At 42.6% G+C, this 18,234-nt stretch carries 14 protein-coding genes; 6 read left to right on the forward strand and 8 right to left on the reverse strand.

Features of this window, described 5'->3' with window-relative positions; translation table 11 throughout:
* Positions 1-15 precede the first annotated feature (15 nt).
* The 8 genes from fliH to ACXAD8_RS10060 form a co-directional block, all read right to left on the reverse strand.
* Entirely contained in the window at positions 16-798 is a 783-nt protein-coding gene (gene fliH, locus ACXAD8_RS10025; protein WP_475227943.1) for a flagellar assembly protein FliH, read from the reverse strand.
* Positions 799-818: 20 nt separating this feature from the next.
* Positions 819-1,850, reverse strand: coding sequence for a flagellar motor switch protein FliG (fliG, locus tag ACXAD8_RS10030; protein WP_475227945.1), 1,032 nt, complete (start codon positions 1,848-1,850; stop codon positions 819-821).
* A 3-nt stretch (positions 1,851-1,853) separates the two neighbouring features.
* A complete protein-coding gene (gene fliF, locus ACXAD8_RS10035) occupies positions 1,854-3,545 on the reverse strand; it encodes a flagellar basal-body MS-ring/collar protein FliF (RefSeq protein WP_475227948.1) in 1,692 nt (563 codons plus the stop codon).
* Between the two features lie 14 nt (positions 3,546-3,559).
* Complete coding sequence (gene fliE / locus ACXAD8_RS10040) at positions 3,560-3,886, reverse strand: flagellar hook-basal body complex protein FliE (RefSeq protein WP_475227950.1); 327 nt, start codon at positions 3,884-3,886, stop codon at positions 3,560-3,562.
* Positions 3,887-4,078: 192 nt separating this feature from the next.
* Positions 4,079-5,425 (reverse strand): sigma-54-dependent transcriptional regulator, encoded by a 1,347-nt coding sequence (locus tag ACXAD8_RS10045; RefSeq protein WP_475227952.1) that lies wholly within the window; start codon positions 5,423-5,425, stop codon positions 4,079-4,081.
* On the reverse strand, positions 5,422-6,567 hold the full coding sequence (locus tag ACXAD8_RS10050; protein WP_475227955.1) for a sensor histidine kinase: 1,146 nt from the start codon (positions 6,565-6,567) through the stop codon (positions 5,422-5,424). Before ACXAD8_RS10050 ends, ACXAD8_RS10045 begins: the two co-directional genes overlap by 4 nt.
* 166 nt (positions 6,568-6,733) lie before the next feature.
* Complete coding sequence (locus ACXAD8_RS10055) at positions 6,734-8,185, reverse strand: sigma-54 dependent transcriptional regulator (protein ID WP_475227957.1); 1,452 nt, start codon at positions 8,183-8,185, stop codon at positions 6,734-6,736.
* A 227-nt stretch (positions 8,186-8,412) separates the two neighbouring features.
* Positions 8,413-9,216, reverse strand: coding sequence for a flagellin N-terminal helical domain-containing protein (locus tag ACXAD8_RS10060; protein WP_475227960.1), 804 nt, complete (start codon positions 9,214-9,216; stop codon positions 8,413-8,415).
* Positions 9,217-9,457: 241 nt separating this feature from the next.
* On the opposite strand from ACXAD8_RS10060, the gene ACXAD8_RS10065 reads away from it, so the two are divergent.
* The 6 genes from ACXAD8_RS10065 to ACXAD8_RS10090 all read left to right on the forward strand — a co-directional run bounded on the left by ACXAD8_RS10065 (position 9,458) and on the right by ACXAD8_RS10090 (position 18,158).
* Positions 9,458-10,720, forward strand: coding sequence for a nucleotide sugar dehydrogenase (locus ACXAD8_RS10065; protein WP_475227962.1), 1,263 nt, complete (start codon positions 9,458-9,460; stop codon positions 10,718-10,720).
* The gene (locus ACXAD8_RS10070; RefSeq protein ID WP_475227964.1) at positions 10,720-11,661 is read left to right on the forward strand and encodes a Gfo/Idh/MocA family protein; all 942 of its coding nucleotides are present in this window, start codon (positions 10,720-10,722) and stop codon (positions 11,659-11,661) included. Before ACXAD8_RS10065 ends, ACXAD8_RS10070 begins: the two co-directional genes overlap by 1 nt.
* A 2-nt stretch (positions 11,662-11,663) precedes the next feature.
* Positions 11,664-12,242, forward strand: a complete 579-nt coding sequence (locus ACXAD8_RS10075; RefSeq protein ID WP_475227967.1) for an acyltransferase — start codon at positions 11,664-11,666, stop codon at positions 12,240-12,242.
* Positions 12,243-13,346, forward strand: coding sequence for a DegT/DnrJ/EryC1/StrS family aminotransferase (locus ACXAD8_RS10080; RefSeq protein WP_475227969.1), 1,104 nt, complete (start codon positions 12,243-12,245; stop codon positions 13,344-13,346).
* Positions 13,343-14,422 (forward strand): non-hydrolyzing UDP-N-acetylglucosamine 2-epimerase, encoded by a 1,080-nt coding sequence (gene wecB / locus ACXAD8_RS10085; RefSeq protein ID WP_475227971.1) that lies wholly within the window; start codon positions 13,343-13,345, stop codon positions 14,420-14,422. The genes ACXAD8_RS10080 and wecB overlap by 4 nt, the downstream gene beginning before the upstream one ends.
* Before the next feature lie 94 nt (positions 14,423-14,516).
* Positions 14,517-18,158: a motility associated factor glycosyltransferase family protein gene (locus tag ACXAD8_RS10090; protein WP_475227974.1), complete on the forward strand. Its 3,642-nt coding sequence runs from the start codon at positions 14,517-14,519 to the stop codon at positions 18,156-18,158.
* Positions 18,159-18,234: the final 76 nt, after the last annotated feature.

Genomic DNA, 18,234 nt, shown 5'->3' on the forward strand with positions numbered 1-18,234 from the left:
ATCCGGCCGGAAAAGTTATTTGGACTCTCTTTCTTTGAGCCCCTGCTCTAGCAAAAACTTATCCAGGGTTTCGCGCACGCGACGCTCAATTGAGACATCTACCGCATTGGAGTCGGTGATAATTTCACATCCGCCTTGTGACTGACCAACACTTTCCACCAGGATCCAGTTGTGCTGCTGAATTTCTTCATCGGAGAAATGCTGTTTTACCAAATTCAAGTCGTCCGGATGCAAATGGATCTGATAACCATTTTCTCTGATTGGCAGAACCTTTAGGCCTGATTTCAGGGCTTCAAAAATAATATTTTCGTTGAGTTGTACTTCGGTGCGGATCACCGAGCGAGCCAGCGCCACAGCCAATTGCGTCAACTCCTTTTCCAGTTCGGTTTCCACCAAAGTCAAAGGCTCCTGCAACGAGGCATTCAATGACTGCCAGGCTTCCATCTGCTGCTGAATAATTTCGCGTCCTTCCTGCAAACCTTCATTAAGACCTTGCTCATAACCTTGTTTTTGGCCTTCTTCGATGCCTTTGGCCAGACCTTCTTCATGACCTTTTAACTGGCCTTCATCCAGTCCCTGTAAAAAACCTTCTTCGTAAGCCGCTTTGCGGATGGCTTCAATTTCTTCCGCCGTCGGTGGCAAAATTTCTTCTTCTTCCTCTGGCGGCTCCCACTTCCAGTCAGAAGTTTTGTTCAGCGCATTACTTTCGCTTTTGAATTTTGACGTAGGATCCTCAATATAAGGGACTTCAAGGGCTTTAAACTCTTCGCCTTGCTCCTTATCGACAAAATTAACCATTTCACACCACCACTAATTGATTACAGGAATTCTTCGCCGCCACCGCCGCCAAGCATAATTTCACCGGCGTCAGCCAATCTTCTGGCCACTGACAGGATTTCTTTCTGTGCTGTTTCCACTTCACTAATACGCACAGGTCCCAGTGCCTCCAAATCATCCAGCAGCATTTCAGCGGCACGTTTGGACATATTACTGGCGATTTTATCGCGCAAGCCTTCATCAGCACCTTTGATGGCTTTGATCAACACGTCTTGCTGTACTTCACGCAAGATTGCCTGAATGGCCCTGTCGTCCACATCGGCCAGGTTATCAAATACGAACATCAGATCCTGAATTTGCTGACTCATTTCCTCGTCCTGCTCACGGATGGCATCCATTAGCTGACCTTCTATGTTGGTATCCAGGTAGTTCATAATATCTGCGGCAGATTTCAGGCCGCCCATTTTTGCTGCCTGCGTACCCGCCTGACCAGCGAACTGTTTCTCCATGATTTCGTTCAGCTCTTGCAATGCCGCTGGTTGTACTTCTTCCAGATTGGCGATACGCATCATCAAATCGAGGCGTACTTTTTCCGGGAACTGAGACATGATTTCAGCAGATTGCTCTGGATCCAGATAGGCTAATACGATGGTCTGGATCTGCGGGTGTTCATTACGGATAATACCCGCGACCTGTTTGGAATCCATCCATTTCAATGAATCCAGACCTTTAGCTCCACCGCCCACCAGTATCTGGTCTATCAGATTAGCGGCTTTGTCTTCACCTAAGGCAGCTGTCAGGGCTTTCTTCACAAAGTCATGACTGTGGAAACCGATAGTACTGAAGTTTTGAATCTCTTCGATAAAATGCTTGTGCACCGCTGTAATCTTACCCTGGGTCATATCATCCATGGTGGCCATAGCCTGACCCAGCTTTTGCACCTGCTTGGGTTCCATGTGTTTCAGGATTTGCGCCGCATCTTCCTCGGAGAGACTGAGAAGCAAAATTGCAGCCTTCTCAACCCCTTCCAGTTTACCTACGTCGTAGCCAATTTCTTCTGCTTCTTCTGCCATAATTTATTCGTCCAGCATCAACCAGCTACGCACCACCTGCGCAGACAGTTCTGGTTCATTAGCGACCAATGCACGTACTGCTTTGAGCACATCTTCATCTTTATGCAGGTCTGGCAACATCAAGGAACCATCTGCGGCAAAGCCTACTGCATCTTCATCAAACTCCTGAGTTAACATAGTGATGGTTTCATCACCCAAGTCAAGACTTTGATCTACATTGAACTCTTCTTGTTCAGTGGTATCTTCTGGGTAAATCAGACGTTTCAGCATCGGACGAACGATAGCCAGAATCAATACAATGATAATTAAGCCACCCATAATCAATTTTAGTGCACGCATTGCCCAAGGCTGTTCCCATAACGGAATTTCTTTTTCCAGACCGGTATCAATGCGACTAAATGGAATGGTAACCACTTCTAATGAATCGCCACGGGTGACATCAAAACCAATACCGCCCTGCAACAGACGACGCAGATTTAAAAGCTCTTGCTGTGAGCGCGGCTCACTGGTTTCGTTACCCTCAGCATCGGTAGACTGCTTGTAATCTACAGCCACTGAAACACTCAAACGACGGATCACACCAGTCTGTTGCTTGGTGTGGCTAATGGTGGTGTCCAGTTCAAAATTACGTGTGGCTTCTTTATGAGTTCTGCCTGGTGAAGTTCTGGTGGAATTTGCACCGGCATTGTTCTGTGGAATATTGGCATCCAGCGGAGGCTGGTTGGTCAATGCACCGGGTACACCGGCAATCACGCTGCCGACGCTGTTCTCTTCGACTGTCATCTCACTGCGCACGGCGGGTAAATCTGGGTTATAACGCTTTTGGGTTTGCTCAGTGGAAGTAAAATCCATGCTGACATCCACCTGAGAGGTGTAGTTGCCCAGCCCTAAAACCGGGATCAAAATTGAATCTATTTTACCCTGATATTCCGCTTCACGCTGCTTTACAATTTCAAACTCTTTTCTGGAACGTGCCGAAATAGAATCTTGTGAGCCAGAATTTAACAAGCGGCCATTACTGTCAGTAACGGTTACACGGTCAGGGTCAATGGTTTCTACGGCTGACGCCACCATATCCACAATAGCATCGACTTCTTCGCTATTTAAAATGGCACCGCGACGCATAGTAATAACAACGGTAGCACTGCCACGAGATTGTTTACGGGCAAATACATTTTCTCGAGGCATCGCCAATAAAACTTTGGCTTTACTTACGTTGGCCATGTCTTCAATGGTACGGGCGATTTGCTGCTCGCGGGCATGTTTCAGGCGCTCTTTTTCGACCCGTTGGCTGACACCAAACCCCATGTCCTGCATGATAATGTCTGTACCAGAATCCGGAGCCTGAGACAGTCCCTGTCTGGCCAGAGACAACTTAATGGCCTCATATTGGTCTTCTGGTACCAAAATAGTGTTGCCTTCCAATTGATAGGGGATTTGAGCAACATCTAAATGATCCAGAGTCTGGATCAGCTCATCAGTGGGAAGTTTAGCCAGCGGACGATAATCAGGCTCTTGTGCCCAAATCACGATGAAGATGGCAATTGCCACACATATCACCAAGGCCACCACCAGGATAATCTGGCGCAACATATCAACGCTGCCCAATGCATCCATAAAGCCGGATTTCTGTTCTGCCGATTCCATGTCCAGGTTATCGCCTGGTACGGTTAAGTCTGTAGTTGCGTCAGCCATTTGTTATTGCTCCGTTATACCGGCATTTGCATGATTTGCTTATAAGCTTCCATTACTTTGTTGCGCACCTGAACGGTCGCCTCAAAAGCAATGCCTGATTTCTCTTTGGCCACCATGACATCCGCCAGGCTTAATGTGGTATCACCCATTTCAAACCGGTTGGCCAACTCTTTGCCATGCAGCTGCATTTCATTAACACCATTGATGGCTGAACTGAGCATGTCGGCAAAGTTTTCACGGGAAGGATTGGTTTGCAAGTCTACAGAGGGCGTCAGCTCAGTTTTCGTTTGAGCCGCCAGCATTTGCATTTCTCTGTATAAGGAATCTGCTTTGATATCCATCACTCTCTCCAGGAATCTGTCACTTTGACAATTTCCCTTTTTAAAGCAATGATGATGCCAATAATGTTTTATTGTTATTTAACAGTAGGTTAAGCGTTGAGACAGATGATTTTGACAGTACTACAGGCATGGCAAAACCGCCAGTGACAGAAAAATGTCACCGGAAGTTTAGATATGTAAATAGGTGTTTTATTAAGCCGGAAGGTCGATACCCATTTCCCGCATTTTTGCCAGTTTATAGCGCAAGGTTCTGGGACTAATCCCCAATTTTTCGGCTACATCCTTGCGCTTGCCATTGCAGGAAATCAGCATTTCCAGAATGATTTGATTTTCCTGTTGTTTAAGTTCCTGTCCCAATAAGTCGCTATTTTGCGGCTCTGGCTCTACCGAAGAAGCCAGTTCCATGTTGTGGACATGATTGTCCAGCATCAGTTCGTGCTCAGTGATGAGATTTCCGTCACATAATATTAATGCTCTTTGAATTACATTCTCCAGTTCCCTGACATTTCCCGGCCAGGGGTGCTGCAAAAGCTTTTGCCTGGCGGTAAAACTGATATCCGGTATGCGATATCCCTGACGTAGCGCGTGTCGCTCCACCAGGTGCTCAGCCAAGGGGACAATATCTCCAACTCGCTCATTGAGCGGTATCCAGTGCAGCGGAAAGACATTCAAGCGATAATAGAGATCTTCCCTGAACTGACCGTTTTGCACCGCCTGCATCAGGTCCCGGTTACTGGTGGCAATCACACGCACATCCAGTTTAATGGTTTTGCGACTGCCCAGGCGCTCTACTTCCCGCTCCTGCAGTACCCGCAATAGCTTGGCCTGTAACCCCAAATCCATTTCTGTCACTTCATCCAGCATAATGGTGCCTTGCTGGGCTTGCTCAAATTTACCTATAGAGGTTTGTAACGCGCCGGTAAAGGCCCCCTTTTCATATCCGAATAAGGTGGCTTCCAACATGTTCTCAGGAATGGCAGCACAATTAATGGCCACAAAAGGACCGTCGGCTCTGCTACTCTGTTCGTGAATATACCGCCCAAGCACTTCTTTACCCGAACCACTTGGCCCTAAAACCATCACGGTTGCATCTGTTTTCGCCACTCGCTGTGCCAGTTGCAACAATCGTTGACTCGCTTCATCACCCACCACGGGTTTGAAACCATCCTCGGATTGCGCCGGAGCATAGCGGGCAATCAGGTTTAACAACACATCTGGCTCAAAGGGTTTAGCGATATAGTCCGTTGCCCCGGATTGCATCGCAGTCACAGCATCATCTATTTGAGCATAGGCTGTCATTAATATGACGGGAAGATTTGGAAACTTATTTCTGACCACCTGCAACAGTTGAATACCAGACATACCGGTCATTTGAATATCGCTGACAATCAAATCCACTTTAACCTCATTAATGCGGGAGATAGCCGATTTAGCGCAATCACATACAACGACTTTATAACCACCCAATTCCAGGGTGTCATAAAGTGCTTCCCGCAATCCCTGGTCGTCTTCCACCAGCATTACACATTTCTGGTTCATGCGAATTCTCCTGTCGTATTTACGGGTGTCGTTGTCTCTGATTGTCTTGATTGAACTTCATCGCTTTCACTGGTTTTAACAAACAGTGTTACCGGGAAGCGCAGCGTAAAGCAGGCTCCGCCTTCAATATTATTGCTCACTTTTACCTGCCCTTTGTGGCTTGTCATGACTGCCCGCACCACCGCCAAACCTAGCCCTGTGCCCTGAGTCCGAGTGGTATAAAAAGGTTCAAATATCTTTTCTGGTTCTTTGCCTGAGATACCTGGGCCGTTATCTGAAACCAACAACTCCAGCCAGGAGTCATTTTGGTTAAGCTTGATATCAATTTGGGTTGCTCCCAGGGATTGGGCATTTTGCAATAAGTTGTTTATGGCACCCGAAATGGCGGTTGGATTGCCATGGAGCACACAATTACCAATCGATGCCTCAAAATTAATCTTGAAAGGCTGCTCTGGTTTTTCTTCCACAGAGTCACGCGCTAGTTGTCTACAAAGGGCTATGAGATCAACTTTTTCAATAATGGCTTCGCTACCACTTTTAGCAAACAGCAACATATCGTTAATCTGCTTTTCCAGGTCCTTAAGGCGGGTAACAAGCTTTTCACTGAATCTTATCTGTTTAGCGTCTGCTAGCCCGGTGGACTGCAAGTTTCTGGCATAGAGTAAAGCTGCCGAAAGCGGAGTTCGTAATTGATGCGCCAGAGAGGCCATCATTTTGCCCAACGAACTTAAGCGATGCATGTGACTGACTTTCGCTTGTAACGCCCGGGTTTCTGTCAGGTCAGTTAAGTGAATCAATTGCCCGGGTATCCCAGAGATTTTAGATATGGAAAACTTTACCTTACGCCCACTGACCAATGAGACTTCAAGGCCATCATCTTTTTGAGGTACGAAATAATGACGAATAACTTCGCGCCATGGCATGGCGTGAATATCTTTCTGAAAGAGCTTCCTGGCGGCTTTATTTGCCAACTCTACAGCGCCCATGCGATTGATAAACACAATTCCGGCAGGGATAGCCTGAAAGGCCGCGCGTAATTCATCAGACAGGCAAGCACCAGAATCAGTTAATGATTCAAAGCTTAAAGCGCCGGCCTGACCGGACTGTGGAATATAACCTGACTGAATGTTGTTCACCTGCATGTCAAAAAAAAGTCATTAAAAAACATGACCATGCAATGCACAGGTTGTGCCAACTATTAATCAGTTTTAAATCAGAAGCTTAGAGGAGGTATAAAATTATTTTAAGCAGTGAGAAAGGTTAATGATGGAGTCAATTTCTTGTCAATATAGCGAAGCAGCCTGGTTTTCAGAGCTGCTTGGCAATATTGTATTTGCGCATTTTTTCCACCAGGGTTGTGCGCCGCATACCTAAAAATTCAGCAGAGCGGGCCACCACCCAGTCGTGCTGATCCAAGGCTTGGGTTATCATATTCACTTCAAGATCCGACAAGTATTCTTTCAGGTTTACCCCTTCAGCCGGTAAATCAGGATCGGTAAATCGCCCGTTTTCGTTAGTAGCATCCATTGCGTCTTCTTCGTCGTAGTCCTCACCATCATCGCTGAACAAACTATTCAGAGCTTCGCGCTCTAACAATTCTTCGGGATACTCAGGATTAAACTCTTCAACAGAAATGTGTTGATACTTAATGGGGAGATCTTTGACGTCCACTACCTGATTAGGACAAAGAATAGTGAGTCGTTCTACCAAATTGGACAGCTCGCGTACGTTACCTGCCCACTTATGCTCCATCAGTGAAGCCAGGGCCTCTTCGGTAAACTTAATACTTTTATTAGCTTCGTTTTCGAAGCGGGATACCAGCTCTTGCATTAACAGTGGTATATCTTCTTTTCTTTCTCTGAGTGCAGGACTATCGATCGGGAAAACATTTAATCGATAAAACAAGTCTTCACGAAACTTGCCAGCTTCAATCATATCTTCCAGATTGCGATGGGTGGCTGCAACAATGCGAACATTACATGGTATCGGCTTGGTACCGCCAACCCTTTCGTAGGTTCTTTCCTGTAATACACGAAGTAGCTTAACCTGCATCTGCAGTGGCATATCACCTATTTCATCCAAAAACAGCGTGCCACCTTCGGCCAACTCAAAACGCCCCTTTCGAGCGCTAACGGCGCCAGTAAAGGCACCTTTTTCGTGACCGAATAATTCACTTTCCAATAGTTCGCCTGGGATTGCACCACAGTTAACAGGAATAAAAGGACCGTCTTTACGTTGTGATAAAAAATGAACGTTTCTGGCTACCACTTCTTTACCTGTGCCGGACTCTCCCAGTACAAGTACATTGGCATCAGTAGGAGCAACTTGTTCTATCATACGACGCACATTCTGAATTTCCTGGCTTTTACCCACCAGACTTCTGAATAATTTAGTTTTTTGGGTGCTTTTATTTTGCCCCGGCTTACGGCGCACGTATTCCTGACAACGATGTAATAACTTAGTCAAAACAGGATAAGTAATGGGTTCTTCCAATAAGCCCATAACATTAGGAATAGACACCAGCTTTTCTGAATTGCCTACTGCGATAAAAGGAAAAGCGGGAAATTTTTCAATAACATCGGAAGCCAGCTCGCCAGCATCACCATCGATCAGTACAGCATCTAATGCCGCTTCGCGTTTCAACGTTGCTATTGCCTGTTCAAAACTGGCAGTCTCAGCTTGATCACCTAAAAAGCTGATCACGGTGGAAAGATTATTTCGTCTGGACTCTTGCGAACTTATAACCAGAATGCGACTCATTGAAAATCCGTAATACCGATAATGTTATTATTGCTTTTTGCTTAGTTTGCTTCTGATCGCGAAGACTTTCAAGTAAGTAGATGAAATATCTACATTATAAGTAACAAAATAAACAAAAAGACGTATAAAAAGCATACCCGCATGGTATTTCTGGGGCTATAAGACATAAGTATGAAAAAGGCGCTGAACGCGCCTTTATGAATTTTGGATAGTAAACCAACCGATGGTTACCCCAGTAGGGATAGTACCTGGCTTTGTTGCTGGTTAGATTGTGCCTGCACCGCAATATTAGCCTGACTCAGAATGTTGTTCGCTGCAAGGTCAGCTGTTGCCTGAGCAAAGTCCGTATCCTGAATCCGACTGCGCGCAGCGGCTTCGTTTACGGTTGATTCAGTTAACTGACGGGCGGTACTTTCAAAACGATTTTGAATCGCACCAAACTCAGCTCTGTTGCTACCTACGGTTTCAACAGCGTCATCTGCAGAATCTAACGCCGCTTGAGCACCAGGCTGAGTACTGATATCTGCACTTAAAATACCAGACAACGCACTGCCTAAATCCCGGGTGTTTACACCGATAGTCTGACCTGCCTGAGATCCCGACTGAAAATTAATGGTACTGTCAGCAGTAAATAGCTGGTTGCCATTAAAGTCAGTATTCTCCAGGGTACTACGGATATTATCCTGCAGTTGTGTGACTTCTTGCTGCAATGCGCTGCGATCTGCATCGGTCAATAAGCCATTGCCCGCCTGAATCGACAGTTCTCGGATACGATTAACATCATTGGTGACTCCGGATAATGCCGCATCGCCAACCTGTGCTAATGAAATACCATCATAAACATTGTTTAACGCCTGCTGGGTACCGCCAATCTCGCTAGTGAGACGGTCAATAATCTGCTGTGCCGCCGCACCATCAGACGCACTATTAATCTGACGACCACTGGCCAGACGCTCTAAAAGATTGTTTTGTCGCTCCTGCACCTGCTGTAATATCGAGTTGCCGGAATTATTTGAGACTATGCCTACCATACATACCTCCTATACCTCACCATTAAGCATAGCAGAAAATGCTCATATGTTAACCACATTTATTGTGAAAGGGTTATCAATTTAAACATCACTGCAACAGAACGACATAAATAGATGTTGAATCAGTAAATTTCTTAATTTACGCCTAACTAGACTAATTTCAGGCAGAATAATAAAATCAGGCTAAAGAACAACAAAATCATGTCGTTACACAAATGGTGGTAAGCATGAAAATAAATAAATGAAAAAAGATAAAATTGCTATTATCGGTCTCGGGTATGTCGGCCTACCACTTGCTGTAGCTTTTGCTGAAAAGTATTCCGTAACTGGTTTCGATACATCCTCCAGACGCATCAAAGAGCTTGCATCGGGTTTCGATAGAAACAGAGAATTTTCTGAAGCAGCTCTAAATACAAGTTCTCTGACTTTTAGTCAAAACCCTTCTGACCTGGCAACCTCGAACATATACATTGTAACCGTTCCAACCCCCATATATTCTGACCACAAACCTGACCTGACGTTTCTGAAACAAGCATCGATACAGGTAGCGAAATATCTACAAAAAGGGGACATGGTGATTTTTGAGTCTACGGTGTACCCAGGCGTTACTGAAGACGAGTGTTTACCTCTCTTAGAGGAACACTCACAACTCAGTGTTAATGTTGATTTTGGTTTGGGTTACAGTCCAGAGCGGATTAATCCGGGTGACAAAAACAGAAACCTTACAAATATCACCAAAGTCACATCTGGCTCAAACCAGTACTGGGCAAAACGAATTGATGCAATCTACAAAGATATTATAGCTGCTGGTACTCATTTGGCCCCGTCGATCAAAGTAGCAGAGGCTGCGAAAGTGATCGAAAACACTCAAAGAGATCTTAATATTGCGTTAGTAAACCAGCTGGCCCAACTATTCTCCATATTAGAAATAGACACAAAATCAGTACTTGATGCAGCTAAGACAAAATGGAATTTTTTGCCGTTTCACCCCGGTTTGGTAGGAGGTCATTGCATAGGTGTTGATCCATATTATTTGTGCCACAAAGCGGAAACGGTAGGATATATACCCGACATTATATTAGCAGGTAGACGACTGAATGATGGTATGGGAGTGTATGTGGCGCAACAGATAATCAAAGCAATGAGTAAGCGAAAAATAACTCTGCACACAGCCAAGGTCCTTGTCCTGGGGGTAACGTTCAAGGAAAACTGCCCCGACATCAGGAATTCTAAAGTGATAGATATGGTGAAAGAACTAGAAAATTATGCCTGCTCAGTTTCAATATATGATCCTCTTGCCGATAAAGAAGATGTGCAATCAAAATTCAACTTGTCCGTTTTGGAAAAAACAGAGGATGCAACGTTTGATGCACTGGTATTAGCGGTTCCTCATGAAGAGCTGATACAGAATATTGATGAATACGTTAACACTCTCAGATCAAACTGTTTGATATATGATCTTAAGGGGGTGTTACCACAAAAATATACCGCAATGAGGTTGTAATGAAGAAATTTGCATTGATTGGTGCTGCAGGATATGTGGCCCCCCGACATATGAAGGCCATCAAAGAAACGGGCAATCAACTCGTTGCTTGCTTAGATCCAAATGATAGTGTTGGAGTTATTGACTCATACTTTCCGGAAGCATCTTTTTTCACTGAATTTGAGCGGTTTGACCGTCATATAGATAAGCGAAAACGCAATGAAGATGGTGTAGATATGATATCTATCTGCTCTCCAAATTACTTACACGATTCCCATGTTCGCTTTGGGTTGCGTTCTGACTGCGATGTAATATGCGAAAAACCATTAGTGCTAAACCCATGGAATATTGACGCATTACAAGAAATCGAAAAAGAGACAGGTAAGCAGGTTAGCACTATTTTGCAGTTGCGATTACATCCCAGCGTCATTGCGCTTAAACAAAAATTGGCAGCCACAAAACCAAACAAAAAACTCGATGTAGATTTAACATATATTACTTCCAGAGGTCAGTGGTATCATCGTTCATGGAAAGGTAATTTAGATAAGTCTGGTGGCATTGCCACCAATATCGGGGTGCATTTTTTTGATTTATTGCACCATTTATTCGGTCAAGTTCAAGACTGTCAATTGCATATCTCAACCCCAACAACAGCTGCAGGATATCTGGAGTTCGAATTGGCTAGAGTTAGATGGTTTTTGTCTATTGATGTGAACTCATTACCCGCTGAAATTAGATTAAAAGGGCAACGTACATACAGAAGCCTTCAGTTGAATAATGAAGAGTTCGAGTTCTCTGGAGGTTTTACTGACTTGCACACTGAAAGCTACAAGCAAATTTTAAAAGGGGCAAGGTTTACGTTAGAAGACAACCGTGTAGCAATTGAAACCGTTGCCAAAATTCGCAATATGCAGTGCTCCAATAACCAGCAATTTACTCATCCCTTTGCAGAAAACGGATAACAATGACATACCAATCTCATGAAAGCGCCATAATTGATAAAGGGGCTGTAATTGGCAGCGGTACAAAAATCTGGCATTGGACACATATTTGTTCCACGGCCCAAATAGGCGAGAACTGTAGCTTAGGACAGAACGTATATGTAGGACCAAATGTAATAATTGGTAACAATGTAAAAATTCAAAATAACGTCTCAGTATATGAAGGAGTCATACTTGAAGATGACGTCTTTTGCGGCCCCTCTATGGTTTTTACAAATGTTTATAATCCGCGCTCTGCCGTCAACCGGAAATCGGAGTTCAAGCAAACAGTAGTCAAAAAGGGAGCGACATTAGGGGCAAATTGCACCATCATCTGTGGAAACAATATAGGAATGCATGCATTTGTCGGTGCAGGCACAGTGGTAAATCAAGAAGTTCCGGATCACGCACTGATGGTGGGAGTACCAGGAAGACATATTGGTTGGATGAGTGAATTGGGAAACCGCTTACCCCTCCCCTTAACAGGTGAAGGTGTAACAACTTGTCCAGTCAGTGGCATAGTCTATCGACTGAAAAATCAACTAATATCCAGAGAAACCTAATTGCAATTCATTGATCTTCAACTTCAGAAAGAGTTTCTTGAGCCAGGCCTGAGAAAGCGCATAGATAAAGTGCTTTCCCATGGTCAGTTTATTATGGGCCCTGAAGTACAAGAGCTAGAAACTGCGCTTATAGAATACACAAAAATAAAGCATTGTATCACTTGTGCTAATGGAACTGACGCATTACAAATTGCCCTAATGACTGCCGGAATCGGGCAAGGAGACGTTGTTTTTACGACTGCATTTTCCTTTTTTGCTACTGCCGAAGTGATTTCTTTAATAGGTGCAACACCTTACTTCGTAGATATTTGCCCACTCTCCTACAATATTTCTGGCAAATCCTTAGCTGAAGCAATTGAACAATGTAAACAAAATGCCATTGGTGACACTAAAGCCGTCATTGCTGTAAACTTATTCGGAAACCCTGCAAATTATGAAGAAATAAGTAAGGTTTGTAAGCGGCATAAACTATTGTTGATTGAGGATGGCGCGCAAAGTTTTGGCGCCAGTGTTAACCAGACAAAAGCATGTAGTTTTGGTGATATTGCTACTACTAGTTTCTTCCCTGCAAAGCCTCTCGGATGTTATGGAGATGGTGGCGCAATATTTACCAATGATGATAACTATGCCGATATTATGAAATCGATAAGGGTCCATGGAAAAGGCAGAAACAAATACGACAATATCCGAGTGGGTTTAAATAGCCGACTTGACACAATTCAAGCAGCTATACTCTTAGAAAAATTTACAGTTGTAGATGAGGAACGGCAAAAAAGGAAACAAATAGCTGAACGATATAATGATGCACTCAAAAACAAATTTTTCATTCCCGAGTTATCAGCATCCGTTGAAAGCGCCTGGGCCTGTTACACGGTTCGCTCCAAAGAGAATACTCGGGATGAAGAATTAGCAAAATTGCGTGCAGCAGACATTCCGTATACCCTTTATTATGACCGCACTCTAAACAATCAGCCCGCAATGAAAAATGCGATAGGGACCACCCCGGTTGCCGAGAAAATTTCCCAAGAAGTATTCAGCATTCCTTGTCATGCTTACCTCAAGCGAGATGAGATTCAACTAATAATAGAAACACTGTTAAAATGAAAATAGTAACAATTGTTGGAGCCAGACCTCAATTTATAAAGGCTGGAGCAATTTCAAAAGCTTTTAAAAAATACAGGCCTGATGTCGAAGAAATAATTGTGCACACTGGTCAACACTTTGACTACAACATGAGTGAAGTATTTTTTAAACAATTAAAAATTCAAAAACCAACGTTTCATTTAGGCATTGGAGGCGGAAGTCACGGTCAAAACACAGGACGAATGATTGAACAAATTGAGCAGCACTTAATAAAAATACGCCCAGATTGGACTCTGGTTTATGGGGATACAGACTCAACACTTGCTGCAACACTTTCATCAGCCAAACTGGATATTCCAACAGCGCATATTGAAGCAGGATTGCGCTCTTACAACATGAAAATGCCTGAAGAAATTAACAGAGTATTAACGGACAAACTTAGCCAGTTGCTATTTTGTCCAAGCGAAAATGCCATAAAAAATTTAGCACTAGAAAACATTATCAACAATAAAGAGCATACAATTATAAATTCTGGCGATGTTATGTTTGATTCTGTACTTCAGTGCAAGCAATTCATGACCAAGCCTATTCTGTTACCAGAAGTACCCACTAAATTTGCGTTGCTAACAATGCATAGAGCGGCCAACACTGATGATCAAGAGAGTCTTCAAAATATTGTAAGTGCCGTGAATGAAGTATCGAGAGACATTGATGTCATTTTTCCTATTCATCCAAGAACCCAATTAGCTCTAAAAAAATCAAATCTGAACCTAAATACAAAACAAGTTCATATTATTCCTCCACAGTCATACTTCGAGTTGCTGTGGTTGTTAAACAAGTGTTCTTTAGTATTGACTGACAGCGGTGGATTACAAAAAGAGGCTTATTTTTTCGGCAAACCTTGTATCACACTGAGAGAAGAAACAGAGTGGGTTGAATTACTAAACGCTGGCAACCATTACCTGGCTGGTGCGGACTATGGAAAAATTACAGCTTACGCCAAAGATACTATAGTTGGACTAAACAAAAGTTGCTCAATGGCTCGAAACCTGTATGGTGAAGGGAACGCTTCAGAGATTATTGTAAAGAGCTTTTAAAAAGTACCTTATGTAACGGCGGCGATTAGAAGCCCATAAATTATAAAAGCTCCTGCGATTAAAGCATAAGAGTGACCGACATAAAAACAAAACTATGCTCAAAAACATTAAATTGCACCTGGAAGAAGACGAAAAGAAACAAGAAGATATCGAAAAAAAAGTCGCAAACTTCTTAACGACTAATTACAAACAGAACCTAAATGCTTTCCAACGATTTATCCCAAATCTCGCAACATATTTAGCTAATGCAGAATCGCAAAGACTTTCTGTTTTTTGTAACAAGTTCGGAGAACTCAATATAGTCGACTATGGATTAGGAAGGACGGTATATGGTTTTCATCCTAAAGAAGAGATTCGCGCACAATTTCAGCAAATCATGTCGAATTGCCCTTATCTAACATTTGATAGCACAAAACATTTCAATCACAATCAAACAACAGATTTAGATGATGATACTAGTTTAAAACTGGAAGCACTCGACGCATTTAACTATAGGAGTAGCCAAGAAACTAAAAAAAATAATGAGTGTATCGTCGTATTAGGCTGTGGGTTAGCCACTCATATAGAATCACTTATTGCAGAATATCAATTCAAAAACATTATCGTATACGAACCCAATCTGGAATATTTTAAGTGTTCGGGCATAGCTGCGCCATGGAAAAACATTTTCGATTTAGCCAAAAAACAAGGCTCCCAATTATTTCTTCAAATTGGTAAAGATGGCAGGGATATCTTGACAGACCTGCAAGAACTTCAAAGTGTAACAAACATCAGTGGTTGCTTCATTTATAAACATTATAACCATCCCATTTTTGACGCAATTTGGGAAAGCCTGCTGTTTAAGCCTTGGCAGGACCTTGTAAAGAAAGGAATTCAATTTGATTCAGAAGAAAGCTATTTGGACTATATTCCTCCGTGGTCTTCGATAGTGAATGTAAAGGAATATACTTCAATTTCTCCAAAAGACGACAAACGATTTAATGAAAATCTAGATATATTTAAAGCATTTTTTCCCGGTATTTATGAAGAGTTTAAAGGATATACTCCCGCCAAATGGGTACCAGTTAGAAGCCCAAGTGGACAAGTGAATTTGGTTAAAAAAAGCACATTAGCGGCTATGTATAGTGACAAACCAAGAGAAGACTGCACCGCCCACTATAGTAACTTTTACAACCAACCTAATAAAGATGGTCTAATTTTTGGTTACAACGGGTTAAAGTTGGCTCACTACATTCATTATCGCTATGTCAAAGAATCAGAGGCCTTGTTAAATCAGATTGAAGAAGAAGTAGGCGCATTACCAGAAAGAATTCAATCGATTATCATATTTGGACTTGGTGTAGGTTATCAACTTGAGAACTTATTCGAAAATCATAAATTAGAAAAGTTGTTTATATGTGAACCCAACCCTGATTTCTTCTATGCATCAATGTTTGCTTTAGACTGGGTTAAGATATTAAAAGAAACAAACGAAAATGACGGCCGCATTTACATCAACGTTGGTGACGCTGGAAACAATCTTTTTCGCGATTTATTAAACCAGTTTTACACTGTCGGCCCCTATATTCTCAGTAACTCTTACTTTTATCAGGGTTACTACAACTCTTCTCTGACCGCAGCTATCTCTCAATTGAGAGAGCAACTTAAGATAGTCATATCAATGGGTGAGTTTTTTGATCATGCCTATTATGGTATCGCTCATACTACCAGTTCACTGAGAGCTGAGATTCCATACTTGCTTAAAGATCCAAAGTCAAAAATTAGTTTTGATTCTAAATCTACTCCGGTATTTTTGGTTGGTAACGGTCCCTCGCTAGACCACTCAATAGAAACCATAAAAGAATGGCAGCCGAAAGCAATTATTGTCTCTCTCGGCACCAGTTTGCAACCACTTCACCGCAACGGCATCGTACCGGACTTTCATTTTGAAATAGAACAAAATCGAGCGACCTATGACTGGTCTATGTTGATTGGTGATCAAGACTACTTAAAAAAGGTGTCGCTAGTATCCTGTAATGGTATGCACCCAGATACACTTGAACTTTATAAAGATTGCTTCCTCGTTTTCAAAGAAGGGGAGTCTTCCACCGTCTCTGCGCTAAGCATATTGGGAGAAGACAAATATCAGACTCTTGAATTCGCCTTCCCTACTGTTGCCAATCTCGCCACAAACTTCTTTTTAGCCTTAGGCTCTGAAGAGATCTATTGCATTGGTATTGATTTAGGCTTTGTGGATAAAAAGCGACATCACTCGGTTTCCTCTGCCTATTATGATAAAGATAACAAGCAACAATACGATTATGAAAAATACAATAATACCTCTTTGACCACCCCTGGAAATTTTAGAAAAACCGTCAACACTAAGCACGAATTCAAGGTAGCCAGAGAAATAATGGAGGAAATGATTGGTCGCTTTGGTAAGCAAACTTCAATTTATAATTGTAGTGATGGTGCCAAAATAGCTGGGACACTTCCCTTACCCTTGGAAAACATTCTTGTTACCTGTACTGAAAGCATGAAAAAAAAGGCCGTTGCCGAGATAAAAGAACAATGCTTCAGCGTGACAGGTGTTTCGACGTTTGAATCTAATTTCCAGAAACGATTTCAGCAACAAGCGCTCAGAAACGATGTGTTTGAATACGAAAAGATAATTTCCAAACCGGTAGACTCGGTACAGGAAGCCGAAGCGGTCATAAAAAAGCAAAGAGATTTATTGAATGAGTCCTACTTGAGTGGGAAGTCAGCATTCTTTTACTATTTTTTTGGCAGCATCAACTATGCTAATGCAGTCAAATCCAAAGTATTAAGCAGTTTTAGCAATGAGCAAAGTGCTGTTGAGGCGTTCAATTCTTCTCTGGAAACTTGGCGAAGATATTTTAGTGAGATGAAAAATCTGCTAACAAGAAATCAGTTTTTGTACGACTCTTCAACATACAACGCTATCGTAAGAGAGAAACTGTTGATCAAAAATGCAGCGGAGGGGCACTCACTATTAGTGGTGACCAATTCACGCGCTTTCGCCAAATCAATTCAGGTAATCGTTGGATGGTTCAATTTAGAATTGGACTATGTGGTTACTACAGTAGACACCCTATCAGAATATTGTCAGAAAGACTTCACTAGCGTTATTTATCAGTTTAATCCCAACAAACCCCAAGCAGAAGTGTTTTTAGACTGGATCAGCAAAAATGCCCTCCCGATTACAGGCACAGGCTGTACTTTATTGGTGCATTACCAGAATGTTAATCATGATTCTCCGATTGACTTCCAAAACAAAAACATAACCGTTTTTCCATTTTTAGTAGGTAATGAGGGACTACTTTCAACTGAGTGGTGTAGCAGTCTGAATTATCAAGCAGATATATGTATTAGGGTCGCTATGATGGATTATGGCTGCCAAATAATAATACCGAAATATGTTCATGTGGACGATGATACAATTGAACGAAAGCTACGAAACTTGGCAAGTGTGCCCTATGCAATCTCAGCAGAGGCCTATATTTTTACCGACCATATATGCATTTATACAGATGCCGCTGAACACCCTAAAAATATTTGCAATACCTACGGGACGTTAGGCAGGTATATTCATCATGATGTAGAGTACATTATTCCACCATTAGTTAAACTGCCACGACAACAACTTCAAACAATTAAAGAAAACATGATAAAATTCAATCAACTACTGGTTGCAGAAACAAATGATTATAGCAGTCTCGACTTGCACCAAAGCTAAAGATTTCACCTCTTATTCCGATATGGAGTTAGGCCTTATAACCTCACCAATACAGAAAATTGGTCAAACAAAAGTG

Source organism: Planctobacterium sp. AWH2_060 (genome assembly GCF_056158425.1).